The organism is Bartonella sp. AP36NXGY (assembly GCF_042195865.1).
Taxonomy (GTDB): Bacteria; Pseudomonadota; Alphaproteobacteria; order Rhizobiales; family Rhizobiaceae; genus Bartonella.
In genome coordinates, this window is the sequence record NZ_JBHIPD010000144.1 from 1 (window position 1) to 649 (window position 649).

The 649-nt window shown below is 40.1% G+C and carries 1 protein-coding gene; it reads right to left on the reverse strand.

The window, feature by feature from the left end; translation table 11 throughout:
* Positions 1-649: autotransporter outer membrane beta-barrel domain-containing protein (locus tag ACFINX_RS10355; protein ID WP_375668825.1), on the reverse strand; the 649-nt coding region annotated here is incomplete at both ends.

Here is a 649-nt window from a genome sequence, read left to right on the forward strand (position 1 = left end):
AGGTGGCGCAATCCAGCAGAGAAACTCGTTCCAGAAAAACCAATTTTCTTAAATCTATGCTGATAAGTGACATCTCCACGAAGAGAAAGTTTTGATGAGAGACGGGCATTAAACCCAACCCCTGCTTCCAAAGAAGAACCAAAGGAACCTAACTGAAAATCGTTTTTAAAAGAAACGAATTGCTTATCTTCAAAACTATGCAAATAAGAAAGCTTACCATAAAAAGAAACTTCACGTCCCTCTTCCACAACACCTAACGTCTTGCTTAAACGCCCACCAACACGCCCCACCCATTGATGAAATTTTCCTAAATCAACATCAAGATTATCAATATCACGCGCCTGATTAAACTGAAGATGCTGATAAACAACCTGAATCTGCGGATCAAAAACAACACCTTTATACCCTGTTGCAAACGTTCTACCACTCGTTAAAGAACCGCTAAATTGTTTACCCTTTAACGCCACAACCTTGCCCCGTGCAAGGGTCAAAACATCTCCCTTAAAAAGACCATACGATACCACCCCATCCATATAAAAACCGGTATCATGCTGCAAATTTCCATAAGCAGTAACAGACCATTTATTAAATGCGCTTTTTTTGCTTTGTTCAACATCCTGAGGGTGTAGAGAAAGATTTCCATAGTTCC